This window comes from Rhodohalobacter sp. SW132 (genome assembly GCF_003390325.1).
Taxonomy (GTDB): Bacteria; Bacteroidota; Rhodothermia; order Balneolales; family Balneolaceae; genus SW132.
On record NZ_QUOK01000005.1, the window covers coordinates 208,585 to 230,336 of the forward strand.

Genomic DNA, 21,752 nt, shown 5'->3' on the forward strand with positions numbered 1-21,752 from the left:
TGTTCATTCAATAAAATGGAATTGCGTTCTCCTGTTATTAAGACCATAGAAATCTTATAATGATCACTCACGTGCTAACTCAAGAAAATACTGTTCCCTTTGTTCCAAGTGTTCGGGGACGAATTGCTGGAATAATCTGGCTATAAATGTTGCTACACATTGCCTTCTGTTTTGTGAAAGGAAATATGGTATAATCTATATTTTACAGAACTTTTTCCCCTTCTCACCTTTCACTTTTCCCTTCCTGCTACAAATCCGTCACACAACCCTCGCTCGCGGTTGAAACGGTTTTTGCATATTTCCGCAGCACGCCAGTTGTGAAGGCGGGTGTTGGGGCTTGCCAGTTTTTGCGGCGTTTTTCGATCACTTCGTCGGTCAGGTCTACGTTAATAGTCTGGTCGTCCGCATCGATGGTGATGGTATCGCCGTTTTCAACGAGGCCGATCAGTCCGCCCGTCTGCGCTTCAGGGGTTACGTGGCCGATTACAAATCCGTGCGTTCCGCCCGAGAACCGTCCATCGGTAATCAGCGCCACTTCGTTGCCAAGCCCCGCTCCCATAATTGCCGCGGTGATGGATAGCATTTCGCGCATCCCCGGTCCGCCTTTCGGACCCTCATAGCGGATAATCACCACATCCCCTTCCTCAACTTCGCCGTTCTGAATTCCAACCAGGCTCTCCTCTTCCGAGTTATACACTTTGGCCGTACCGGAAAATTTCGTCCCCTCTTTCCCGGTAATTTTTGCCACGGATCCTTTTTCTGCCAGGTTTCCGTAAAGAATCTGCAGGTGCCCGGTTTTCTTGATCGGCTCCGATACCGGGTGAATTACTTTCTGCTCCTCCAGCAGTCCGGGCAATTCGGCAACATTCTCTTCCAGCGTCTTGCCGGTAACGGTCATGCAGCTACCATCGAGCAAGCCTTCTTTCAGCAGAAGTTTTTGCACTGCAGGAACGCCTCCCGCGTTATAGAGATCCTCCATCACATATTTACCGCTCGGTTTCAGATCGGCAATAAACGGGGTGCGATTACTCACTTCCTGGAAGTCATCAATTGAAAATGGCACATCGGCCGCGTGTGCCATGGCCAGCATGTGCATCACGGCGTTTGTAGAACCGCCAAGCGCGATAATCATCGTTACCGCATTCTCCAGGGAAGTCCGCGTGATGATATCTCTCGGTTTGATATCCTCTTCAAGCAGCAGCCGGATCGCCGCGCCGGCCCGTTCACACTCTTTAATCTTCTCTTTGTGAGTTGCCGGAATGGAGGAACTGAAAGGCAGACTCATCCCCAGTGTTTCAATAGCTGATGCCATCGTATTGGCGGTGTACATTCCGCCGCAAGCTCCCGCGCCGGGACAGGCGTGTTTCAGAACTTTGTTCATCTGCTCTTCGGTAAACTCTTCCGACAGATATTTTCCGTACGATTCAAATGCCGAGACAATATCGAGCTTTTCGCCATTGAGATTGCCCGGACGGATCGTTCCGCCGTAGATCATTATGGAAGGACGGTTCACGCGGCCCATCGCCATAATCGCACCCGGCATATTTTTATCACAACCCACCACGGAGATGTTGGCATCATACCACTGGGCATTCATCACCGTTTCGATGGAGTCTGCGATGATATCCCGGGAAGGGAGGGAAAACTTCATCCCCTGCGTTCCCATCGAAATTCCGTCGCTCACACCGATAGAGTGAAACATGAAACCAACAAGTTCATTTTCCCATACACTCTTTTTTGCCACGGCTGCCAAATCGTTCAAATGCATATTGCAGGGATTACCGTCCCAGCCTGTGGATGCCACCCCGACCTGGGGCTTTTTCAGGTCATCCTCGCTCAAACCGGTGGCGTATAACATCGCTTTGGAGCCGACCTGAGACTTCGATTCGGTTAACCGGGCACTAAATTTGTTTAATTTTACCGACATGCAATTCTTCCTTCTTTAGTATTGTTTTTATTAGCCTTATGACTTTTATGAATTTTTAATGAAAGCGCTTTTAAATGCTGCCTATACATTAATATGAACTGTCGCAATAATAAATGAATATTTTTCTTGACACCAAAATCCTATACGCATATACTGTTAGTAGAATTTAATCATTGATACACTTTGTCTACCACAAACACACATACAACGCTTCAAAACATCCGCACAGGCGGAGCTGGAGAAGTTTTTTTGGGTAGCCTTAACGCCTTACCTGTTGTATCCATTGATTCATTAGATAACAACCTAATTTTGGGTCTGTCTATTCTATCTATTCTAATTATTAATATTCTAATTCTAATTCTGAGCTAAACTTACAGCCGGAGATTAGAATTTAGATTCCTCAACACATCTTAAATTTTGACCTCCGGCAGGAAACGTATATCCCTATGCCAATGAAACCTGCCAAACAAAACTCACAAGATTCAACCAAAGCCTCGTTTCTCGAATCCGTGCCTTCCGGCAAACCGGACGGCGCAACGTTTAACGGTGCTGAAATCCTCATCAAAACGCTCACCGATCTCGGTGTAGACACCATCTTCGGCTACCCCGGAGGCGCGGTGCTCCCGATTTATGATCAGCTTTTTGACTGCCACGATATTAATCACTACCTGATTCGTCACGAACAGGCGGGAACGCACGCCGCTGACGGCTATTCCCGCGCAACGGGCAAACCGGGTGTGGTACTGGCTACATCGGGCCCCGGCGGTACGAATACCGTAACCGGAATTGCAACTGCAGCGATGGACTCCATTCCGCTTGTGGTTCTTACCGGACAGGTTCCAACCGGCGTGATTGGGAATGATGCGTTTCAGGAGGCGGATATTGTAGGGATTACCCGCCCCATCACCAAGCACAGCTACCTGGTGCGGGACGTAAATGAGCTGGAACACAGTTTGCGTGAAGCGTTTCATATTGCCACCAGCGGCAGGCCCGGTCCGGTTCTTGTGGATCTCCCGAAGGATATGCTCAACACTCAGGGTACGTTTACAGGCACCAAGCAGGTTCAGATACCAAGTTATAAGCCGAACACACATGGACATCACTCCCAGATAGCAAAGGCCGCAAAAATGCTCAGTGAAGCGAAAAAGCCTTTGATTTATGCAGGAGGAGGCGTCATTCTCGGTGAGGCATGGGAAGAACTCACAGAGATGGCAGAACGGCACAACATTCCGGTCACCACCACACTTATGGGACTTGGCGGTTTCCCGGAAACCAAGCCGCAATCTCTCGGAATGCTGGGCATGCACGGAACCTGGTACGCCAACATGGCGATGACCGACTGCGATGTTCTTCTCTGTGTAGGCGCCCGGTTTGATGACCGCGTAACGGGCCGATTGGATGGTTTTTCACAAAATTCAAGAAAGATTCATATTGATATCGATCCGTCCAGTATTGGAAAAAATGTGCCTACTGAAGTTCCGATAGTGGGTGATGTAAAACATGTTCTTCCGGTGCTCGACAAGATGATAAAAGCTCCTCAAATTGATGAATGGTGGGATCAGATTCACACCTGGCAAAAAGATCATCCGCTTAAGGTGCCAAAAGCCGAGGATAAGATCTACCCGCAGCATATGGTTCAAATGATCTCGGAAATCACAAACGGTAACGCCATTGTGGTGACCGATGTGGGACAGCACCAGATGTGGGCGGCACAACATTATAAATATAACCATCCCCGCTCCTGGATCTCTTCTGGCGGACTCGGAACGATGGGATACGGATTTCCGGCGGCCATCGGCGCCACCATTGCTTGTCCGGATCGTGACGTAGTCTGTATCACGGGCGACGGCGGGTTCCAGATGTCATCTTATGAATTAATGACCGCTGTGGAGTACAAAATCCCTGTTAAGATCGCCCTGATGAATAACAACTGCCTCGGCATGGTTCGCCAGTGGCAGCAGCTCTTCTACAAAAACCGAACCAGCTACTCCGTGTTCGGCCACAACAATCCCGACTTTTTGAAAATGGCTGAAGCCTACGGTGCTGTCGGGATGCGTGCAACCACCCCCGCCGAAATGCGCGACGTACTCGAAAAAGCGATGAAAATTGATGACGGACCTGTATTGATGGATTTCCGCGTGGTAGAGACAGAAAATTGCTACCCGATGGTTCCATCCGGTGCTGCTCTCAATGAAATGGTTGAATCAGACGAGGAAGCCCAGCGATGAGCACGAATTCAATCATATCTGCATCAGGTACAAAAAACACGCTTTCTGTTTTAGTAAAGCACAATTTGAACACGTTTTCGAGGATCATCGGAATTTTCAGCGGAAAGGGATTTGAGATCGACAGCATCACATTTGCTTCGGAAGCCGATCCCGGCATGGCTCGAATTACGCTTACAACCACGGGAAGTGAAGAGGTTGTGGAGCAGATCACCAAACTTCTCCACAATGTGGTAGATGTGCTGAAAGTGACCAACCTCACAAATAAGAAATTTATTGAACGGGAACTTGCGCTTATCAAAGTGGCGAGCACCTCCGAAAACCGCACGGAGATCATGCTGGTTGCCCAGGCTTTTAAAGCCAAGGTGATTGACCTGAGCCCAACCCGGATCTCCCTTGAAGTAACCGGGATCCGCGATAAGATCGATGCTCTGATTGAAGTGCTTCGTCCGCACGGTATCTCCTCGGTAGCCCGAACCGGCACCGTTGCAACCAAACGAGAATTTAAAGGGAGTGCGTGATGAGGATGATTGATTTTAAAACTCTCCCCTGCGCTTGCGTCCCGGGCGTTTTTCCCCGGGGAGGGGAATCCTCCGCTTGCGGAGGGAGGGGTGTTCACAGGACTTTGATACAAATTATAAACTTAACACAAAGGTATCCCCTCAAAGAACATCCCCCAGAGCATCCGCTGGACGCGTCTGCTCATCCCCCTTCCAAGGGGGACTTTTTAGCAACAAAATTTAATAACAAACCAACTCAACCAAACAAACTCAATGAAAGCTAAAGTTTTTTACAACACCGATGCTAACCTCGATGAATTGAATGGTAAGACTGTAGCCGTAATCGGTTATGGCAGCCAGGGTCATGCTCATGCACTAAATCTTAAAGATAGCGGAGTGGATGTTGTTGTTGGGCTGCGCAAAAGCAGCTCATCCTGGCAGGAAGCAAAGGATGCAGGATTGGAAGTTACTGAAACAGCCGATGCAGCTAAAAAAGGGGATATCATTATGGTATTGATTCCTGATCAGTTCCAGGCGGATGTTTTTAAATCGGATATCGAGCCGAACCTTGAAGAGGGCAACGCGCTGGCTTTTGCTCACGGATTTAACATCCACTTCGACGGGATTGTACCACCAAAAAATGTTGATGTGTTTATGGTCGCTCCAAAAGGCCCGGGCCATCTTGTACGGCGCGTGTTTACACAGGAATCGGGTGTGCCGTGCCTTTATGCTATTTACCAGGATCACAGCGGCAAAACCAAAGAGACAGCTCTTGCTTATGCCAAAGCGATCGGCGGAACGCGTGCTGGTGTACTGGAGACCACATTTAAGGAAGAGACCGAAACCGATCTCTTTGGTGAGCAGGCCGTATTGTGCGGCGGCGCATCAGAACTGGTAAAGGCCGGATTTGAAACGCTTGTTGAAGCAGGATATCAGCCGGAAATTGCCTATTTCGAATGCCTCCATGAGCTGAAACTGATTGTGGACCTGATGTATGAGGGTGGAATTGAACGGATGTACTACTCAGTAAGTGATACGGCAGAATACGGCGGATTGAGCCGCGGTGACCGTGTGATTGATGCTGATACCAAAAAACGAATGAAGAAAATTCTTGAAGAAGTCCAGAAAGGCGAATTCGCCAAAGAGTGGATGAAGGAGAACAGCGATGGTCTTCCAAAACTGACTGAGATGCGATCAGGCCTTGGCGCCCATCAAATCGAAAAAGTAGGAAAAGAGCTGCGCTCAATGATGAACTGGATTGATGACGGAAAAAAATCGAAATCGAAAAAAGAAGCGGAGCCCGCTGAGTGATAAGATCATCCCCTCTTGAGAGGGGACAGATCAAGAGCGTCCAGCGATTGATCAGGGATGTGTCCTGTTAAGGTTTTAAAACTTCAAAGGGAAACACACCCCTCGATCGTGTTAACAGGCTTCGCCTTTAACACTCACTTTTCCCCTCTTAAGAGGGGATTTATAAAACCAAATTTGAATACCACAACAACCATTACTCATGTCCAAAACCATCCAGATATTCGATACAACGTTGCGGGACGGCACTCAGGGAGAGAAGGTGTGCCTTTCTGCTGCTGATAAGGTCCGCATCGCAGAACGGCTTGATCAGTTCGGCGTGAGTTTTATTGAGGGCGGATGGCCGGGTTCAAACCCTAAAGATCTCGAGTTTTTTCAGCTTGTTAAAAATAAAACGTTTAATAACGCTAAAATTGTAGCCTTTGGGAGCACCTGCCGGGCAGGATCGAAACCGGAAGAGGATAAAAATATTCAGTTTTTACTGGAGGCTGAGACGGATGTGGTTTCCATTTTTGGTAAATCGTGGCTTCTTCATGTAACACAGGCATTGAAGATTTCAGCCGAAGATAACCTTGCCATCATTAAAGATTCCGTTGCCTACCTGAAGAAAAACGGAAAAGAGGTAGTGTACGATGCGGAACATTTTTTCGACGGGTACAAAGACGATCCGGAGTATGCCGTAAAAACCCTGAAAGAAGCTGAAGCTGCCGGTGCGGATGTTCTGGTTTTGTGTGATACAAATGGCGGAACCATGACTCACGAGGTATCGGAGATTATCTCTGCTGTACGAAAACAGGTGAAGGGTAAACTTGGTATACACGCACATAACGACAGTGAACTTGCCGTTGCAAACAGTCTTGCAGCCGTAGCTGCCGGGTGTGAACATGTGCAGGGAACCATCAACGGATACGGAGAACGGTGCGGTAATGCCAATCTCTGCTCGGTGATTCCCAACCTTCAGATCAAACAGAACTATAGCTGTGTACCGGAGAGCAGCCTGGAAAAACTTTCTTCCATCTCGGGTTTTGTCAGTGAGGTGGCCAATGTGGCTCCTGATTATAAAATGCCCTACACCGGACGAAGTGCTTTTGCCCATAAAGGGGGCGTTCATGTGAGTGCCATCATGAAAAATGAGGCGACCTATGAACACATCAAACCGGAAGCAGTCGGTAATAAACGCCGCGTTCTGGTATCTGATCTTTCAGGAAAAAGCAATGTGCTCTACAAATCGGATGAACTCGGGATCGAGATCGACCGGGAGACCAATAATGTGCCGCAAATTGTCGAACGGCTGAAAGAGCTGGAGAATGAAGGATTTCAGTTTGAGGCAGCAGAAGCGTCGTTCGAACTTCTGGTGAAGAAGATGAGCGAACCGTTTACCGACCTCTTTGACCTTGAAGGATTCAGGGTAATTATGGACCGGGACTCTTCAGGAAATTCACGATCTGAGGCAACTATCCGGGTAAATGTTAACGGACAGCTTGAACACAGTGCCGCCGAGGGGAACGGCCCTGTTCACGCGCTCGATAAAGCATTGAGGAAAGCTCTTTGCAAATTTTACCCGGATATTGCCGAAATCGTGCTGAAAGATTACAAAGTGAGGGTATTAAACGAAAAAGACGGCACCGGTGCCCGTGTCAGGGTATTGATCGATTCCGGGAAGAACCGGGAATCGTGGGGCACCGTCGGAGTATCCAAAAATATTGTGGACGCAAGCTGGCAGGCACTCGCCGACAGCATGAACTACTATTTGATGCATCATAAAAATCAAAATTCAAAGGAGAAGGAGGTTCGCGATGAAGTACAGGTCCATTAAACCGCACTCCATAATTTTTCTGGTTGATTTGCTAGCCGGTTCGGCTGAATAAAAAAACCACCACCGACCAAGGCAAAAAATCAATCAGAACAAAACTTTTTATACCATGAGTAATCAAATTAAAATTTTCGACACCACCCTTCGCGACGGCGAACAGTCGCCCGGATACAGCATGAACGAGAGTGAAAAACTCCGGCTTGCCCGTCAGCTCGAGAAGCTTGGCGTAGATATTATCGAGGCCGGTTTCCCGATCGCTTCGGAAGGGGATTTTCAAACCGTGAAAAAAATCGCGGAGATAATCACCGAAAGCAGCGTGGCAGGCCTCTGCCGAACCACCGATTTGGATATTGAAACAGCTGCTAAAGCTGTGGAGAAAGCGGCCAAACCGAGAATTCACACCTTTATCGCCACTTCTGATATTCACATGAAATATAAGTTGTGCAAGTCGCGGGATGAGGTGGTAGAATCGACCATTCACGCAGTTGAAAAGGCCCGCTCCTATTGTGATGATGTGGAATTTTCTGCGGAAGACGCTTCCCGCAGCGATCCTGAATTTTTATACCGGGTGTTCGAGGCCGCAATTAGTGCCGGAGCCACCACCATCAACGTGCCGGATACCGTTGGCTACGCCCTCCCCTGGGAATTTGGCGAGCTGATCAAGGGAATCCGTGAAAACGTGCCCAACATCAGCGATGCCGTACTCAGCGTGCACTGCCATAACGACCTGGGACTTGCCGTTGCAAATTCACTTTTTGCCGTGCAAAACGGGGCAGAGCAGGTGGAATGCACCATTAACGGGATTGGTGAACGGGCCGGAAATGCATCACTCGAGGAGATTGTGATGGCGATTGAAACGCGAAAAAACAACATGGACTTTACTACCGGTGTGAACACCCGCGAGATCTATCCGGCCAGTCAGCTTCTTGCTGAAATCACCGGCAAAGGTGTTCAGCCAAACAAAGCGATCGTGGGCGATAACGCGTTTGCGCATGAAGCGGGTATCCATCAGCATGGCGTATTGAAAAATCCGCTTTGCTACGAAATTATGACACCCGAATCAGTGGGTCTCACCTGTAATAAAATCGTTATCGGAAAACACTCCGGACGATTTGCACTCGGGAAAAAACTCGAAGATATGGGTTATAAACTCAGCAAAGACGAATTGAACTCAGCGTACAAAAGCGTAACTCGTCTCGCCGATGAGAAGAAGATTGTGAAAGATCACGATCTGACATCCATCATGTCGATGATGAGAAATCAGCCAAATCCGGAACCACAAAAAATGGCTTCTGGTGGGTGATGTTTTTTTTCGCGGAGTGAGTAGTTACTCTCCCCTAATAAGGGGAGACACAGAGGGGTGTTTACGAAGCTTTGATGTAAACCGAATCCTCAAAGATAACTCCTTGCAGTAATTAACATCCCCCTAAATCCCCCTTTTTTAAGGGGGAGTATTCAAACACATTTTAAATTAATATCATCAAACCACTACAAAACCAATACCAAACCATGGGAATGACATTAACTGAAAAGATCCTGGCAAAAAAGAGCGGAAACAGTAAAGTATCACCCGGCGAGAGTGTCTGGGTGGATGTGGATGTGCTGATGACGCACGATGTATGCGGCCCGCCGGCGATCCAGATCTTTCAGCGGGAATTTGGCGAAAATGCCAGGGTCTGGGATAAAGAGAAGCTTGTGATTATCCCCGATCACTACATTTTCACAAAAGATAAATATGCCAACCGAAACGTCGATATTCTGCGCGCATTTGCTGCCGACCAGGATCTTCCCCACTATTATGATGTGGGAACTGATCGCTATAAAGGAGTTTGTCACGTAGCTCTCCCTGAGGAAGGATTTACACGTCCGGGCGAAGTACTCTTCGGTACTGATTCCCATACCTGTACTGCAGGTGCGTTTGGCCAGTTTGCCACCGGAATCGGGAATACCGACGCTGCGTTTATCATGGGCACAGGAAAATTATGGGTAAAAGTCCCAGAAACGATGCGGTTTGTATTTGAAGGCAGCAAACTTCCTCCCTACCTGATGGCAAAAGATATCATCCTGAAAATTATCGGGGATATCGGGGTGGATGGCGCTACCTACCGAACCATGGAATTTGCCGGAAGCGGCATCAAAGCGTTTACGATGGAAGACCGCATGACACTGACCAATATGGCGATTGAAGCCGGTGGAAAAAATGGTGTTGTAGAGACGGATAAAATCACCCGGGAATATGTGAAAGCGCGTACCGATCATCCGTTTGAGGAGTTTAAAAGTGATCCCGATGCCGAATATCACAGTGAACATTTTTATAACCTGAATGATATTGTGCCGATGGTTGCCAAACCGCACAGCCCGGACAACAAAGCCACCGCTGAAGAACTCGAAGGCACCGAATTGACACGCGCCTACATCGGGTCATGCACCGGCGGGAAGCTTTCAGATTTCCGGGCCGCGGCGGAAATCATCAAAGGTAAGACACTCAAAATCGACACCTACATCGTTCCGGCTACTACCGAGATCGCCAAAGGGCTTGAAACGGAAACCATTATGGGCGAAACGCTGATAGATATCTTCAAAAATGCCGGATGCAAAATCGGCCGTGCGTCGTGTGCAGCGTGTCTTGGCGGACCGTCGGACACATTTGGACGACTGAACGAAGATGAAATCTGTATCTCCACAACCAACCGGAATTATCCCGGGCGAATGGGATCAAAAGCCGCATCGGTTTATTTGGCTTCGCCTTACACCGTTGCTGCATCTGCAGTTACGGGGACAATTACCGATCCGAGGGTATTTATCCAGGAGACGGTTATATAGATGTGAGATGTGAGATGATAGATGTGAGAAAAAGTCTCCCCTTGAGGGGAGATGGAAATCATCGTTCAGATGATTTCGTGAGGGGTGTTCACGGAGCTTTGACAAAGATTGAAATTTGAAATTTATTCATATCCCTATTGAACATCCCCCGGATAAAACACTGGACGTGTTTTATCATCCCCCTTCCCCCAAAGGGATGCCTGCGGCAGAAGAGGGATACTCTTTAACAATTTTTAAAACCACACATTAAACCCAATGCCACAAAAAACAACCACCATCAAAGGTAAAGCTTTTGTTCTCGGTAAGAATATTGATACTGATCAAATCATCCCGGCGGCACATCTTGTGTATAGCCTGGAAGATCCTGAGGAGCGAAAGCTCTACGGCAAATATGCGCTTTCAGGAGTTCCTGATGATGAGTCCGGGTTACCGCAGGGGAACATTCCTCTAACCAAAGAGGATGCTACTGAAAGTGAATTCAACATTATCGTCGGCGGCCCGAATTTCGGGTGCGGATCATCCCGCGAACACGCACCGGCATGCCTTGAAATTGCGGGGGTAAAAGCGATCATCGCGCCCACTTATGCACGGATCTTTTACCGCAACTCAGTGGACGGCGGCTTTGTGATTCCTTACGAAAGCCTCGAAGATCTCAGCCAGAAAGTTCATACACACGACGAGCTGGAGATCGACCAGGAGAAGCAAGTGGTTAAAAACCTGACTCAGAATGAAGAGTATAAAATCCGGCCGCTTGGCAGCGTGGCTGATATCGTCAGTGCCGGCGGAATTTTTGCCTACGCCCGGGAGACGGGGATGGTGGAATCAGTGAACAGCTGACAGAAGTTAGTTTGGAGTTTTTTCAGTGGCGACAAAACTCTCCCCTAAAAAGGGGAGACTGAGAGGGGTGTTAAATAAGTTATGAAATAGACGAATCCCTCATTTCAGTCTCTGAACTCCGATTGAACAACCCTTAAATCCCCTCCCCGAAATAATCGGGACCAAGTGTGGCTCGAGAGGGGACAGATCAAGAGCGTCTAGCGATTGATCAGGGATGTGTCGGTCGAGAATAGGAACTTCAAACGGCAAACACACCCCTCGCTTGGCTCAATATCCGCCAATGGCGGATTGAGCTTGCGCCTGTCCCCTCTGAAGAGGGGATTATATATTCCAAAATTTCAAATAGTTACTTAACTCATAAAATGACCACAAAAAAAATAGCAGTACTCCCCGGTGATGGAATTGGAACAGAAGTTACATCGGTAGCAGTGGAGGTTTTGAAGAGAGCATGTGAAGCTCACGGTATTGAGATTGAAACAGAAAGCTTCCTTTTTGGCGGATGCAGTTACGATGAGTTTGGCGAGCCTGTTACGGATGAAACACTCGATGCGTGTCTCGAGGCAGATGCTGTACTTCTGGGTGCGGTGGGAGGCCCTCAGTACGATGATCTCCCCAAACAGCACCGTCCGGAAGCAGCACTGCTTAAACTTCGCAAAACACTCGGCACCTACACCAATCTGCGTCCGATTAAGATCTATCCCGCGCTGATGGGATCATCTTCCCTGAAGCCGGAAATACTGGAAGGAACCGATATTCTGATCGTCCGTGAGCTCACCGGAGGCATCTATTTCGGCCGGCCGCGTCACACCAAAGAAGTTGATGGTGATGTGGTTGCCACCGACTCGATGGTCTACTCCAAATCAGAAATTCAGAGAGTGGCAAAACATGCGTTTGAAGCCGCTGCAAAACGAAACGGACGTGTCTGTTCTGTGGATAAATCAAATATCCTGGACACCTCCCGCCTCTGGAGAAAAACGGTATCGGAAATGGCGCCGGATTATAAAGAGATTGAACTCAGCCATATGCTGGTAGACAACTGTGCCATGCAGTTGGTCCGTAATCCCGGTCAGTTTGACGTAATCCTGACCGGAAATCTTTTCGGCGATATTTTAAGCGATGAAGCCTCAATGCTGACCGGCTCAATCGGGATGCTGCCATCGGCGAGTATCGGCGACAAAAACGGACTCTACGAACCGGTTCACGGCTCCGCACCCGATATTGCCGGAGAAAACAAAGCCAACCCACTGGCCGCAATCGCCTCAGCCGCGATGCTCTGCCGCTACTCCCTGGACCTCACGGAGGCCGCATCTGAAATTGAAGACGCGATAGACCGCGTATTGGCAGCCGGTTTCCGATCGGGAGATATCTACACCGGATCAGAAGAAGAGACGCTGATCGGCACAGATGAAATGGGAGCAAACGTATTAGGTGAGTTAAAGAAAAAAGCGATTATCCGATAAAAAAACCTCGTCCGACGATAGCCCCGAAGGGATCGCTTTGCGGCTCTTTTCTTCGGACGAGTTCATGTGTATCAATTTTATTGCACAACACCACTCCGAAGGAGTACAACGTGAATAGCTCTCAGTGTTGCTGGGGGGAATTGAACGCACAGCCTAAACCTCAACCCCGACAGCGGGTTGAATTCTCCAGCATCGGAATTTATCCTTCTTGTTCAACCCACTCCGGGGTTGACCCATCTGCGCCCGCAATTTCTGTCCCAGAGCTTCACACAGTTGAAGAACCCGACCCATCGGGTGGGCTATTCGTGCTTGACCCCTCCGGGATTTTTCTGTGGACCTGAAGAAATTACCAATCACTTCGACTCACCAATTCAACTTCACACGCAGTGCGAAACTCAACAGCATGCGCAGCATGCCCCTCAACAGTTCAACTCCAAACCAATTCTTGCTCGGAAATTCATCGGATGAAAAAAACAATCATCCGATGAGGATCTGCCCTTCGTCGGACGAGTTCATGTGACCCTATCCCCTATTTTTTAGATTTTTTTGATAGCTGCGAATACTCAGGTACGCATACTATACAAAACTCCTGTATTAAAATTTTCTAATGGTTAGTGCAGGCCTTAAACTGAATCAAAAACAAAAATCATATGATGTTCGATACGATAAACAAATGTGCGTATGTTTTCATATTGTCGTTTTCAGTTCTGTTATCTACAGCTGTAATGGCATTTTCGCAACACAACAATGGAGAGCAAAACCACTCCACAGATAGCGGCCTGATGAACCAGGTCAATCAACTACAACAAAAGTCCGGTGAGGATCTGAACCGGGTTTTAAAGAAAAACACATCCCCTTCAACCACCTCTTTCGATTCTCAATTCGCAGAAGAAAATGAGCGCTGGTCGGGGGAATTCGGCGAAGCCTACATTCAGGAAATAGTATTTAAGGTAAAAGAATATCAGGGTGACTTATACATTGCCGGTGATATTGAAGCCGCATCCGATGGAACTCAAGTAGTTTCAGCAACTGGACTGGTAAAATGGGATGGCGAATCTTATAGCACTTTTCCCGGTGAGTTTGACGGACCGGTCTTCGATATTGCATTTATTGATGGTAACCTTTTTATTGGCGGAGCCTTTTCATCCGTAACCGTAGACGGTGAGGTAACTGAGCTAAACCACATTGCGAAATGGGATGGCGAATCCTGGTCTCCGCTCGACGGGGGAACAGATGGTAACGTATGGGCATTATTGGCTGTAAACAATACTCTCTACGTTGGTGGTGATTTTGAACATTCAAATGGCGACCAGGTAGCTTCACCCTATATCTCACGCTGGAGTGAAAATTCAGAAAGCTGGAGCAGTCTGTCTGGAATGGAATTGAATTCCGTGGTACAAACTCTTACTACGGACGGCAGCAACATCATTGCCGGCGGAGATTTTAGTAACAATGGCCTGAACCGCATCGCTATGTGGGATGGATCAGACTGGGAGCCGTTGGGGGATGGTTTTAACAATTTCGTTACCGACATATTGATTGACGATGATCTTATCTATGCAGCCGGACGGTTTGATGAACGGGGTGACGGTACAACACTACGGTATATTGGCGTATACGACTTGTCTGAAGATCTACAGGATCGAAACTGGAAAAGCCCCGGACAAAGTTCGCCGGATGAACCCGCAATACGTATGAGCATGCACAATGGTGAACTGGTCATTGGCGGTGAGTTTCAAAATATCGGAATCAACGAAATTCGCGGTGTTGCAACTTTAAACGATGGTCAGTGGCAACCGATCGGTAATGGAATAGATGGTGCAGTTACATCGGTTGTGCACAACTCAGACGGCACGTTATATGCTGGCGGAGTATTCGAAAGTGCAAACGGTATCTCTTCTCCCAACTTTTCAATGTTCAACGGGTCAGAGTGGCAGCGGGTAGGAAGCCAGGATGTTACTTTGTCTCTGGCAAGTATTGATAATGGATCCATGATTTTTGACGTTGCCTGGTACCAGGGTGATTTATATGTCACCGGATTTATTGATGAAATCGGTGGAATTGAGGTTTCAGGCATTGCCCGCTGGGATGGTGAAACATGGCACGATCTCGATGGCGGACTTACCGTTGAGGAAGGCGGCTATAGCCCTGCAGGTTCATCCCTCCTGGTTCATGACGGAAACCTGTATGTCGGCGGACAGTTTGAACACGCTGGTTCCCTTCCTCAACCCGCCAACGGCATCGCCCGATGGAACGGTCAGGAGTGGTCTCGCCTCGGATCAGGGATCACAAGCGATATAATTAGTACCCCGTATATCTGGGATTTGGCTGAATTCGACGGCAATATCTATGCAGTTGGTGAATTTACGGAAGCTACAGGCATGCAGGTAAATAGTGTCGCCTACTGGAACGGGAGTGACTGGTTTGATGTGGGAAACGGGACAGCCAACAACGATTTAGTTCGAGCCATTTATAAAGAGGGAGATACGGTCTTTATCGGTGGAAGTTTTCAATCTGTTGGGTCGGATGATAACCCGATTGATGCCACAGGTGTTGCCGCCTGGTCTGAGACCGATCAGGAATGGAGCCCCTTAGGAAACGGGCTTGATGGTAATATTTTCTACCTCACGCGCTATAAAGATGAACTCATCGCTGCCGGAGAATTTACAAACCAGGGCGCATCGGCGAATCTATCCGGTATTGCTGCGTGGGATCCGGTTAATGAAACCTGGTCTGACTTTCAAAATGCAGACCTCTCGGATAATACGACTATCACAAGCCTTGTAAACGCTGACGAAACTCTCTATGTCGCAGGTAGTTTTGAAAGTATAAACGGGCAGAAAGGTGTAAATTCCATCGCATCCTTTTCACAAGATGAAGGGTGGAACCCGCTGGGAGATGGAATAACAGTTTTCGGCCATTCACCAGGTACCGTTTTAAAAATTAGTCATCTGGATGATAAACTTTGGACGACGGGCATGTTCACACAGGCCGGTAACAAATCGGCACACACGATCAGTAACTGGGATCTCCAAATCGTGGATGTCTCCATTGATGAACCAATCGCTGAAGAGCCGAAACAATTCCAGCTTGATCAAAACTATCCCAATCCGTTTAACCCGGCGACTACCATCCATTTTGCTTTGGAGGATGCCGCAGATGTTCAGCTTCGGGTATATGACATGGCGGGCCGCGAAGTTGCTACAATTGTGGATAATCGCATGAGCAGTGGATCACACTCGGTCAACTTTGACGCTTCCCGGCTCTCTTCCGGAGTATACCTGTATCGTCTCGAAGCGACCCTGGGCAGCGGACAATCTTTCACTCAAAGCAGAAAGATGACTTTAATTAAATAATCTCAGAAATCTATTCCTAATTGAGCAAGAGAAAGCCACGTTTGAACGCGTGGCTTTTTTTATCTGGTACTAAAAACCCTCGTCCGACGAGTTCATGTGACCCCTATCCCCTTTTCAAAACACGTGACATACCGGCCGGGGCCTGCATGAACTACCGGGCACATTCATCAATTTTTATTGCACAACACCAAAATGAAGGAGTACAAAGTGAATAGCCCTCAGCGTAGCTGGGGGAATTGAACGCACAGCCTAAACCTCAACCCCGACAGCAGGTTGAATTCTCCAGTATCGGAATTTATCCATCTTGTTCAACCCACTCCGGGGTTGACATATCTATGTCCCCAAATTCTCTCCCCGAGTTTCACACAGTCGAAGAACCCGACCCATCGGGTGGGCTATTCGTGTTTAATCCCTCCGGGATTTTTCTGTGGCTTGTATGATCTAAAGGACACTTTCACAATCGCCTTTTTCTATACTGCGTGTTTTGCCTAACCGGTCAAATTCTGAATGGAATACCAATCACTTCAACTCATCGGACGAAAGAAACAATCGTCCGACAAAGATACCCTTTCCACAATTCAACTTCGAACGCAGTGCGAAACTCAACAGCTTGCGCAAGCATGCCCCTCCAACAGTTCAAACCAAAACCAATTGAATGCCCGGAAACTCATCGCCTCAACCGGTGAAGGATATTACAACTGCACCCAGCCGCCCTGTACGTGAGCGTTGTAGATTTCGGTGATCACGCGGTTGACTTCAGCGGCTTCGTCTGCGGTGATTAATGGCAGATTTTCCTCGCCGGCCACTACATCAAAAAAGAGCTCCAGCGGGTGTTTGTGGTCCTCCGGGAGATCGGTCCGGGGTTCAGATGCATCGATGTCTCTATCCGGAATTCGTAAAAAGAGTTCGCCATTCGTTACCCGCAGATGACCTTCCGTACCGGAGATCTCTATTTGATTTGGATTGGCGTGATCCACCCATCCGCCGGCAATGGTGGCAACCGCGCCCGATTCAAACGTTACCATTCCCTCTCCATATTCATCACTGGTAGGATATCGCTCCAGAACCTCGTTCACATAACCGGTACACGCTTTTGGCGAGTCATTTTCCATAAACCAGAGGAGCAGATCCATCACGTGAGACCCCAAGTCGCCAAACGCGCCTACACCGGCCTGTTCGGTGTCGGTCATCCAGTACCAGTCCGTATCAAACCATCCCCCGATCGCGCCGCTGTGGACATTACTGAGCCGTAACCTGGTGATATCACCCAGCGCGCTATCCTGCAAGAGGGATTTTATTTTTTGATTCACCCCGCTGCTCCGCATAAAATAGCCGGTCTGGAAAATCACCCCCGCCCGGTTAACCTCATCCGCAATCGCTTTTGCTTCATCGCCATTCAGACCCACAGGTTTTTCCACAAACAAATGCTTTCCCGCTTCGGCAGCCTGTGGCACCAGTTCTGCGTGAAGATTGGTTTGTGAGCAGATCACCACGCCATCCACCTCAGGGTCCTGAAATATCACTGATGGGTCATCCGCAATTTCACCGCCCGTCACGTCGCGACGCTCCTCGGCTACTTCCCGGCTGGGATCCCACACATATTTGGTGGTCACAATGGGTGATTCCGCCATCCGGTTGGCAAAATTGGGTGCATGAATATGAGCTCCGCCTACCAGTGCCAGCGTAACGGAATTGATGTTTGATCGATGTCTGCCGGCAGATGTTAACGAGCTTATTGCCAGCGGTGAGATCGCTACGGCTGCAGCTCCGGTTGCGAGGTGACGCAGCGCTTTCCTGCGTGTGATATGGATATCGGGTTTTTGAGTCATGGCAGTATCTCCTGTCTATTTGAGATTTACAGAAATCTGTTGATCATCTAAAAACAAAAACTGAGGGCGGGTATCCAGCTTATTTCGCTTACCAAAAATCTGAATTTACCAACCCTCATGCAGACGATCCCGAAATACGTTTGTTTACATTCGCCACGGCGATTCAGGCTTCAAAAAAATGGGAGAGCCCGCATTGCAGTTCAGGCTCTCACATCTCATATCTCGTATCTCCAATCTATCTACTACGGTGCCGGATAAACATACGGTGCTTCAAAACTGAGCGGGATTCCGATCCACCAGTAAACGAGCAGAAAGATGGTCCATGTGATGGCAAAAATGATGGAATAGGGAATCATCATTGAGATCAGAGTTCCGATCCCGGTGTTTTTCACGTAACGCTGACAAAATACCACTACCAGCGGGAAGTACGGAAGTAGCGGTGTGATGATGTTTGATACGGAATCACCCACACGATATGCCGCCTGAGTGAGATCGGGACTGATCCCGAGCTGCATCAGCATCGGTACGAAAATGGGTGCGATTAACAGCCATTTTGCTGAAGCTGAGCCAACCAACAGGTTCACGAATGCGCTTAGGAAGATGATTCCCACGATTGTAACCTGTCCCGGCAGCGCAAGTGCTTCCAGAAAATTTGCGCCTTTTACGGCAATCAGCAACCCTACGTTCGACTGGTTGAACGCATCAATAAAGAGTGCACAGAAGAACGCCATCACAATGTAATAGCCCATACTCTCCATCGACTTCGTCATGTTATTGATCATATCTTTCGAGCTATCGTATTTGCCCGATACATATCCGTACACCACTCCCGGAATCAGCAGCAAAACAAAAATCAGCGGTACAATCGCCTGCATGAGGGCTGCATTCGGAGAGAAAAGTGAGCTCACTTCAGGATTTTGCCAGTCAGGATCACGAAGCCCTGAACTTTCTGGCCAGGCCCAGATGATCAAACCTACAATACCGAGAATCATTGCGGTAAATCCCCACCAAAAAGCTTTACTTTCCTGCGGAGTTACGGTTTCCATTTGAGGCATTTCATCCTCATCTCCATCCACTTCAATTCCTTCAAGACGGGGCTCCACAATTTTATCGGTGATGTACCAGCCAACCAATACAATCAGGATACAGGACGCTGAAGTGAAGTACCAGTTATTGATTGGGTTGATGGTCATTGCCGGGTCAACAATTCGAGCGGCTTCAAGTGTAATACTGGAAAGCAGCGGATCAATAGCCGACGGGATAAAGTTGGCTGAAAACCCCCCGCTCACCCCTGCAAAGGCTGCAGCAATACCGGCAAGGGGATGCCTCCCGGCTGCGTAAAAAATCACACCTCCCAGCGGAATCACCAGCACGTATCCGGCATCAGCGGCTGTGTGACTAATGATGGCAATGAAGATCAGCATGGGGGTTAAAAAAGAAGCCGGCGTAAAATTGAGTAGTTTTTTCAGGCCGGCATCAATCCAGCCGGAGTGTTCGGCAACTCCAACACCGAGCATCGCCACCAGAACAATCCCGAGCGGTGCAAAGAGTACGAAGGTCTGAATCATATTTGCCAGGAAATCAGCCAGGCTGTCACCGGTGAGCTGATTTTGGACCACAAGTTCTTCCCCTGTTCTCGGATCGATCTCAGTAAAGGCAAACTGGGCGAGTATGGCGGACGTGACCCATACAATGATCATCAGCCAAAAGAAAAGCATAGCCGGATCGGGGAGTTTATTTCCTGCCGTTTCGATTACATTTAAAAATTTGTCAAACAGGGTTCCGCGACCTTCCGATTCGGGGATCTCATTATCTTCAGCAGGTTCGTTATTTTCTTCAGCCACGTTTAAGGATAATAAAGTTAGAGCATTATTTTCTGATTGAGGGAAAATAAGAGATTCACATTTCGATGCAACATTTTTGGATAATTTAATTTTTGTGCAGCCTGATAACCATCAGATGGTTTTCATTAATTTTATCCTTTTGTTAGGAATCATTGTTCGTATCATTGTATTTATGTTAACAACACCACCTGCCTGCTGATCAAATTAGCCGGTGCCGATTTTTTAATTTTTACACTAATCAAACGAATCTATCGATGGATAAAACCTACTACAACCCTGAAGACCTCAAAAAATTTGGCGATGTCGGCGAGTTTCAGAAAGATCTTGCTGATAAATTTTTCGACTATTACGGAGCTGTTTTTTCTGACAGCGCTCTCTCTGCCAAGGAAAAATCGCTGATTGCGCTTGCTGTAGCCCACGCCGTTCAGTGCCCGTACTGCATTGACGCCTACACCGAGGAGAGCCTCGAAAAAGGATTTTCTGAAGAGCAGATGATGGAAGCAGTACACGTTGCAACCGCCATCCGCGGCGGAGCATCGCTGGTTCACGGTGTTCAGATGATGAATAAAGTGGATAAGCTGAGTATGTAGAAGAGATTATAGATATGAGATGTGAGAATTTAGATTGGAGATAGGTTAGTGATGAAAGGTCTGAGATTTTCCAAAAAAGTAATCAGCTCTCATGTCTATAAATCTTTACTAAGATCTCACCCATAAATTAAGCTTTTGATAAATTTTTCACTTTTCACTTTTCACCTTTCAGTTATAGAATGAAGTCACTCATCGCACAGCAGCACGCATTGTCTCATCCGGATCGCCAGATTGAGGTCATCAACAGCCACACAGAAAAAGTGAAGGAGTTTGAAAAGTTTGAAGAGAAGCTGAAGGAGATTGATCTCTTCCCTCTCAAACCTACCGGGATTGAAATTTTCCAGATCAATCTTGGGTACATGTGTAATATGACCTGTAAACACTGCCACGTGGATGCCGGTCCGGACCGTAAAGAGATTATGACCCGCGAAACGCTCCGGCTTTGTCTCGATGCATTGAAAGAATCAGATATCGAAACCGTAGATCTGACCGGCGGCGCTCCTGAGATGAATCCGCATTTCCGCTGGTTTGTGGATGAGGTTTCGAAACTTGGCAAACACATCATCGTACGTTCAAACCTGACGATCCTCGATACCCGAAAGTTTGAAGACCTGCCGCAGTTTATGGCCGACAGAAGCGTGGAGATCACCTGCTCGCTTCCTTTCTACAGCAAACGCCGAACGGATAACCAGCGGGGTGAGGGCACCTATGACAAGTCGATGAAGGTACTGAAGCTGCTGAATGATCTTGGATATGGGCGTGATGAGAATCTTTCTCTGAATCTTGTTTATAATCCCGTTGGCGCCTTTCTTCCGCCTGACCAGGCTTCTCTTGAAAAAGATTACAAAAAGAGACTCGGGGATGAATACGGTATTGTATTTAATGATCTTTATACGATTACAAACCTGCCGATCAGCCGCTATCTCAATTTTCTCGTTGAAAGCGGTAATCTCGAAGAGTACATGGAAAAACTGATCACCTCTTTCAATCCGGGCGCAGCACTGGGCGTAATGTGCCGCAATACCATTTCAATCGGGTGGGACGGATCGCTTTATGACTGCGATTTTAACCAGATGCTGGAGCTGAAAACCAACCACGGCGCGCCCGATCATATTAAAAACTGGGATGAGGAGAACCTTAACAACCGCGAAATTATCGTAAACCAGCATTGTTACGGCTGCACGGCAGGGATGGGCAGCAGCTGCGGCGGGGCAACGGCGTAAGACTTCGCCCGTTGCAG

15 protein-coding genes are annotated in these 21,752 nt (G+C 48.1%); 12 read left to right on the forward strand and 3 right to left on the reverse strand.

Going from position 1 to position 21,752, the window contains the following annotated elements:
- Positions 1-247: 247 nt before the first annotated feature.
- Positions 248-1,927: a dihydroxy-acid dehydratase gene (ilvD, locus tag DYD21_RS11520; protein ID WP_116036780.1), complete on the reverse strand. Its 1,680-nt coding sequence runs from the start codon at positions 1,925-1,927 to the stop codon at positions 248-250.
- Positions 1,928-2,379: 452 nt separating this feature from the next.
- Between ilvD and ilvB the strand changes: the two genes are divergently transcribed.
- The 10 genes from ilvB to DYD21_RS20900 all read left to right on the forward strand — a co-directional run bounded on the left by ilvB (position 2,380) and on the right by DYD21_RS20900 (position 16,972).
- Positions 2,380-4,155: a biosynthetic-type acetolactate synthase large subunit gene (gene ilvB, locus DYD21_RS11525; protein WP_116037132.1), complete on the forward strand. Its 1,776-nt coding sequence runs from the start codon at positions 2,380-2,382 to the stop codon at positions 4,153-4,155.
- Complete coding sequence (ilvN, locus tag DYD21_RS11530) at positions 4,152-4,673, forward strand: acetolactate synthase small subunit (protein ID WP_116036782.1); 522 nt, start codon at positions 4,152-4,154, stop codon at positions 4,671-4,673. The genes ilvB and ilvN overlap by 4 nt, the downstream gene beginning before the upstream one ends.
- Before the next feature lie 252 nt (positions 4,674-4,925).
- On the forward strand, positions 4,926-5,963 hold the full coding sequence (ilvC, locus tag DYD21_RS11540) for a ketol-acid reductoisomerase (RefSeq protein ID WP_116036787.1): 1,038 nt from the start codon (positions 4,926-4,928) through the stop codon (positions 5,961-5,963).
- A 199-nt stretch (positions 5,964-6,162) separates the two neighbouring features.
- Positions 6,163-7,776: a citramalate synthase gene (cimA, locus tag DYD21_RS11545; RefSeq protein WP_116036790.1), complete on the forward strand. Its 1,614-nt coding sequence runs from the start codon at positions 6,163-6,165 to the stop codon at positions 7,774-7,776.
- Between the two features lie 106 nt (positions 7,777-7,882).
- The gene (locus DYD21_RS11550; protein ID WP_116036792.1) at positions 7,883-9,076 is read left to right on the forward strand and encodes a 2-isopropylmalate synthase; all 1,194 of its coding nucleotides are present in this window, start codon (positions 7,883-7,885) and stop codon (positions 9,074-9,076) included.
- Positions 9,077-9,282: 206 nt separating this feature from the next.
- Positions 9,283-10,596: a 3-isopropylmalate dehydratase large subunit gene (locus tag DYD21_RS11555; RefSeq protein WP_116036794.1), complete on the forward strand. Its 1,314-nt coding sequence runs from the start codon at positions 9,283-9,285 to the stop codon at positions 10,594-10,596.
- 255 nt (positions 10,597-10,851) lie between these two features.
- Entirely contained in the window at positions 10,852-11,433 is a 582-nt protein-coding gene (locus tag DYD21_RS11560) for a 3-isopropylmalate dehydratase (protein ID WP_116036797.1), read from the forward strand.
- Between the two features lie 362 nt (positions 11,434-11,795).
- The gene (gene leuB / locus DYD21_RS11565) at positions 11,796-12,893 is read left to right on the forward strand and encodes a 3-isopropylmalate dehydrogenase (protein ID WP_116036799.1); all 1,098 of its coding nucleotides are present in this window, start codon (positions 11,796-11,798) and stop codon (positions 12,891-12,893) included.
- Between the two features lie 725 nt (positions 12,894-13,618).
- Positions 13,619-16,249 (forward strand): T9SS type A sorting domain-containing protein, encoded by a 2,631-nt coding sequence (locus DYD21_RS11570; RefSeq protein ID WP_158551599.1) that lies wholly within the window; start codon positions 13,619-13,621, stop codon positions 16,247-16,249.
- A 507-nt stretch (positions 16,250-16,756) separates the two neighbouring features.
- Positions 16,757-16,972, forward strand: coding sequence for a hypothetical protein (locus DYD21_RS20900; protein ID WP_147303568.1), 216 nt, complete (start codon positions 16,757-16,759; stop codon positions 16,970-16,972).
- Here the strand turns inward: DYD21_RS20900 and DYD21_RS11575 are convergent.
- Together DYD21_RS11575 and DYD21_RS11580 are read right to left on the reverse strand one after the other, a co-directional pair.
- A complete protein-coding gene (locus DYD21_RS11575; RefSeq protein WP_116036804.1) occupies positions 16,942-18,078 on the reverse strand; it encodes a Gfo/Idh/MocA family protein in 1,137 nt (378 codons plus the stop codon). The genes DYD21_RS20900 and DYD21_RS11575 overlap by 31 nt on opposite strands.
- A gap of 242 nt (positions 18,079-18,320) precedes the next feature.
- Entirely contained in the window at positions 18,321-19,883 is a 1,563-nt protein-coding gene (locus DYD21_RS11580) for an AbgT family transporter (protein WP_116037134.1), read from the reverse strand.
- Between the two features lie 293 nt (positions 19,884-20,176).
- Here DYD21_RS11580 and DYD21_RS11585 point away from each other — a divergent pair, with 293 nt between their 5' ends.
- Positions 20,177-20,512: an arsenosugar biosynthesis-associated peroxidase-like protein gene (locus DYD21_RS11585; protein WP_116036807.1), complete on the forward strand. Its 336-nt coding sequence runs from the start codon at positions 20,177-20,179 to the stop codon at positions 20,510-20,512.
- Positions 20,513-20,691: 179 nt separating this feature from the next.
- Positions 20,692-21,735: an arsenosugar biosynthesis radical SAM (seleno)protein ArsS gene (arsS, locus tag DYD21_RS11590; protein ID WP_116036810.1), complete on the forward strand. Its 1,044-nt coding sequence runs from the start codon at positions 20,692-20,694 to the stop codon at positions 21,733-21,735.
- Positions 21,736-21,752 lie beyond the last annotated feature (17 nt).